This is a genomic window from Mizugakiibacter sediminis, from assembly GCF_000953855.2.
Classification (GTDB): Bacteria; Pseudomonadota; Gammaproteobacteria; order Xanthomonadales; family Rhodanobacteraceae; genus Mizugakiibacter; species Mizugakiibacter sediminis.
Window position 1 is genome coordinate 1 of the sequence record NZ_DF970209.1, and the last position, 4,141, is coordinate 4,141.

At 73.4% G+C, this 4,141-nt stretch carries 3 protein-coding genes; all 3 read left to right on the forward strand.

Going from position 1 to position 4,141, the window contains the following annotated elements:
• Nucleotides 1-204 precede the first annotated feature (204 nt).
• Nucleotides 205-492, forward strand: a complete 288-nt coding sequence (locus tag MBSD_RS09210; protein ID WP_082306579.1) for a tyrosine-type recombinase/integrase — start codon at nucleotides 205-207, stop codon at nucleotides 490-492.
• Nucleotides 489-2,414 carry a DNA repair helicase YoaA gene (gene yoaA / locus MBSD_RS09215; protein WP_062537055.1) on the forward strand — a complete coding sequence of 642 codons (1,926 nt, stop codon included), beginning with the start codon at nucleotides 489-491 and terminating at the stop codon, nucleotides 2,412-2,414. The genes MBSD_RS09210 and yoaA overlap by 4 nt, the downstream gene beginning before the upstream one ends.
• Nucleotides 2,415-2,684: 270 nt before the next feature.
• Nucleotides 2,685-4,028: a cell envelope integrity protein CreD gene (creD, locus tag MBSD_RS09220; RefSeq protein WP_062537056.1), complete on the forward strand. Its 1,344-nt coding sequence runs from the start codon at nucleotides 2,685-2,687 to the stop codon at nucleotides 4,026-4,028.
• The last annotated feature ends 113 nt before the right edge of the window (nucleotides 4,029-4,141 follow it).

A 4,141-nucleotide genomic window follows, 5' to 3' on the forward strand; every position in this document is an offset into this window, starting at 1 on the left:
ACCCGCATCGACATGAACAACCTGGTGGGTTTACACAGCTAGCCTGCGCCGCGCCCTTACGGGTCGTCAAGCCGGTTTCCTGCACAAGTTCGAGGTCTTGCGGACTGGCGGCGTCGCGCGGCGAAGTGAATGCCGGCCGTGTTATCCGACACGGCCGCAGGGATATGTCTTATCACCTCGAATCTGCAGCGATGAAAGGCAGCGATGCGGCTGCGTGCGCGACGGCAAGGGCGGCAAGGGCGGCAAGGGCCGCCGCACGATGCTGCCGCGCACACGCTGCGCCATGGCTTCGCCACCCACCTGATCGAGGGCGGCTATGACATCCGCACGATCCAGGAGTTGCTGGGCCACAAGGACGTCTCCACCCCGCGGATCCACACGCACGTGCCGAACCGCGGCGGCCGCGGCGTGGCGAGCCGGATCGCGCCTGGCGCCGGATCGGCCCCGCAGCACTCCCAAGCCGCGCGCCGCTCGGCGATACTTGCCGGATGACGGACGACGACATCGCCGGGCTGCTCGGCCCGGACGGCCCTTTCGCGCGCGAGCTGCCCAACTTCGCGCCGCGCGCTTCGCAGCAGGCGATGGCGCAGGCGGTGGCACAGGCGATCGACGACGGCGGCACGCTGATCGCCGAGGCCGGCACCGGCACCGGGAAAACCTTTGCCTACCTGGTGCCGGCGCTGCTCTCCGGCAAGCGCGTGATCGTCTCCACCGGCACCAAGACCCTGCAGGACCAGCTCTTCCACCGCGACCTGCCGCGCGTGCGCTCGGTGCTGGGCGCGCGCCTGAAGACGTCGTTGCTGAAGGGACGCGCCAATTACCTGTGCCGCTACCGGCTCGACCAGGCCGTCAAGGACGGCCGCTTCGCCACGCGCGCGCAGACCGCACAACTGCAGGCGATCCGCACCTGGGGGGCGCGCACGGCGAGCGGCGATCGCGCCGAGCTCGCCGAGATCCCCGAGGACTCGCCGCTGTGGCCGCGCGTCACCTCGACCGCCGAGAACTGCCTCGGCGCCGAGTGCCCGTTCTTCGACGACTGCTTCGTGGTCAAGGCGCGGCGCGCGGCGCAGGAGGCCGACCTGGTGGTGGTCAACCACCACCTGCTGTTCGCCGACCTGGCGCTGAAGCAGGAGGGCTTCGGCGAAATCCTGCCGGGCGCGCACGCCTTCATCCTCGACGAGGCGCACCAGATTCCCGAACTGGCCGGGCAATTCTTCTCGACCAGCGTCGGCGCGCGCCAGCTCGCCGACCTCGCGCAGGACACGCTGGCCGAGTGCGGCGACGTCAGCGGCGCGCTGAACGTGCTGCAGCCGCCGCTGGACGCGCTGGACGCCGCGTTGAAGCAGGCGCGCCTTGCGCTCGATCCCTTGCCGCAGCGCGGCGCGTGGGCGCAGATCGAACAGCGCGGCGAGGCCGTCGACGCGCTGCGCGCGCTGCACGACGCGCTGGCCGCGCTGGCCGAGGCGCTGGTGCCGCAGGCCGAGCGCTCGCGCGGCATGGACAATGTGCACGCGCGCGCCGAGACGCTGGCCGCGCGCCTGCAGAAGCTGCTCGACGATCCCGACGGCGACGAGGTGCGCTGGTACGAACTGTCCGAGCGCGGTTTCGTGCTGAGCGCGACGCCGCTCGATCTGGCGCCGCCGCTGCGCGCGCTGCGCGAGGCCACGCGCGCGAGCTGGATCTTCACCTCGGCGACGCTGTCGGTGGCGGGCAGCTTCGAGCACTTCGCGCGCCAGCTCGGCCTGGACGATCCGCACACGCTCAGCCTGGACAGCCCGTTCGATTTCGCCACGCAGGCGCTGGCCTACCTGCCGAAGGGCCTGCCCGATCCGAACACGCCGGCCTACACCGAGCGCGTGATCGAGGCGGCGCTGCCGGTGCTGGAAGCCTCGCGCGGCCGCGCCTTCCTGCTGTTCACCTCGCACCGCGCGCTGCGCCGCGCCGCCGAGCTGCTGCGCGACCGCGTGCCGTGGCCGCTGTTCGTGCAGGGCACCGCGCCGCGCCACCAGCTGCTGACCGGGTTCCGCGCCTGCGGCCACGGCGTGCTGCTGGGCGCAGCCAGTTTCTGGGAGGGCGTCGACGTCGCCGGCGAGGCGCTGTCGTGCGTGATCATCGACAAGCTGCCGTTCGCCGCGCCGGACGACCCGGTGCTGGAAGCGCGCCTGGAAGCGCTGCGCCGCGCCGGCGGCAACCCGTTCACCGACTGGCAGGTGCCGACCGCGGTGATCGCGCTGAAGCAGGGCGCCGGCCGCCTGATCCGCGACGTGCACGACCGCGGCGTGCTGGTGCTGTGCGACCCGCGCCTGAGCACGCGCGGCTACGGCCGCCTGTTCCTGCAGAGCCTGCCGCCGATGCCGCTGACGCGCGCGCTGGCCGACGTGCAGCGCTTCTTCGCCGACGCGGAAACCGCGTAGGACGGAGTCGCGGCGAATCGCGATGCGCCGGCCGTGCGAACGCCGACGCGCGCGACGTGTCCGGCGTGGAGCCTCTTCACCCCGACCCGCACCCCCATCGCAAGCGATGGGGGTGCGCAGTGCCGGTCCGCCGCAGCGGCACACGCGGCCTCCGCGCGCACGGTGCTTGCCCTCCCGAGCGCCCTCCCGGCCCGCGAATCGCCCGCAACGCATCCCTGCGCCGCCCGCGCCGGCGCGTGTGATCGCGTCGGGTTCCGGGAGGCCATCGCGATGCGACGGTCCGATTCGATCACGCTGAAGGCGCTGGGTGTCGGCGTGCTGGCGCTGCTGATATCCATTCCGCTGGCGCAGGTGCGGGACCTGCTGCGCGAGCGCGTGGGCATGCGCGAGCAGGCGATCGCGCAGATCGCGCAGCGCTGGGGCGCGCCGCAGACGCTGGGCGGCGCGGTGCTGGCGGTGCCGATGGCGGTGACCGTGCGCGACGGCAAGGAGGCGCGCGTCGAGCACCGCATGCGCATCGTGCTGGCCGATGCGCTGGACGTGCGCGCGACGCTGGCGACCGAGCGGCGCAGCTACGGCATCTACGAAGCGCCGGTGTACACCGCGCAGGTGCGTCTCGGCGGCCGCTTCCGCGCGGCCGATCTCGCCGCGCTGGCGCCGTCTGGCGCGACGGCGCGCTGGAGCGAGGCGCGGCTGTGGCTGCCGATCGCCGACGTGCACGGCATTCGCGCGCTGGACGCGGTGCGCATCGACGGCGTCGCCCGCGAGCCGCAGCCGGACAGCGCCGCGCTGGGCGACCTGCACGTCGTCGCGGTGCCGCTGTCGGCGGTGGCCGCGCCGTCCGGCGTCGACGCCATGCCGGCGCGCGATGTCGCCTTCGAGGCGACGTTCACCCTGGCCGGCACGCGCAGCCTGCGCGTGCTGCCGCTGGCGCGGCGCACGGAAGCGACGATCGCCGGCGCCTGGCCCGATCCCGGCTTCGCCGGCGCGTTCCTGCCGGCGGAGCGGCGCGTCGAGGCCGACGGCTTCAGCGCCCGCTGGCAGGTGCTGGACCTCAACCGCGGCTTCGGCCAGCGATGGTGGGCGGGCGAAGTCGGCGGCGCCGATCTCGCCGGCGCCGCGTTCGGCGTCGACCTGGTCCAGCCGGTCGACGTCTACCAGCAGAACGAGCGCACCGGCAAATACGGCATCCTGTTCGTCGCCTTCACCTTCGTCGCCTTCTTCCTGTTCGAGGTGCTGCGGCGGCTGCGCGTGCATCCGGTGCAGTACCTGCTGATCGGGCTGGCGCTGGCGACGTTCTACCTGGTGCTGCTGGCGCTGTCCGAGCAGATCGGCTTCGCCCGGGCCTATCTCGCCGCGGCGCTGGCGGTGGCGACGCTGGTCGGCGGTTACGCCGGCGCGGTGCTGCGCGCGCGCCGCGCCGGCCTGCTGCTCGGCGCGCTGATGCTGCTGGTGTACGCGCTGCTGTACGGGCTGGTGGTCGCCGAGCGCTACTCGCTGCTGGCGGGCGCGCTGGCGTTGCTGGCCGCGGTCGCGCTGCTGATGTACCTCACGCGGCGCGTCGACTGGTACCGTTACGGCGGCGCGGCGGCGACGCCCGCCGAGACCCCTTGACGACATCCGCAGCGCGCGCGAGCCGGCGTGCGCGCCGAGGCGAGGACCGCGATGGAACCCGAGCTGCACACCGATCCCGCGCTGGCGTCCGTGCTGGAGGAGCTGCGCGCGCG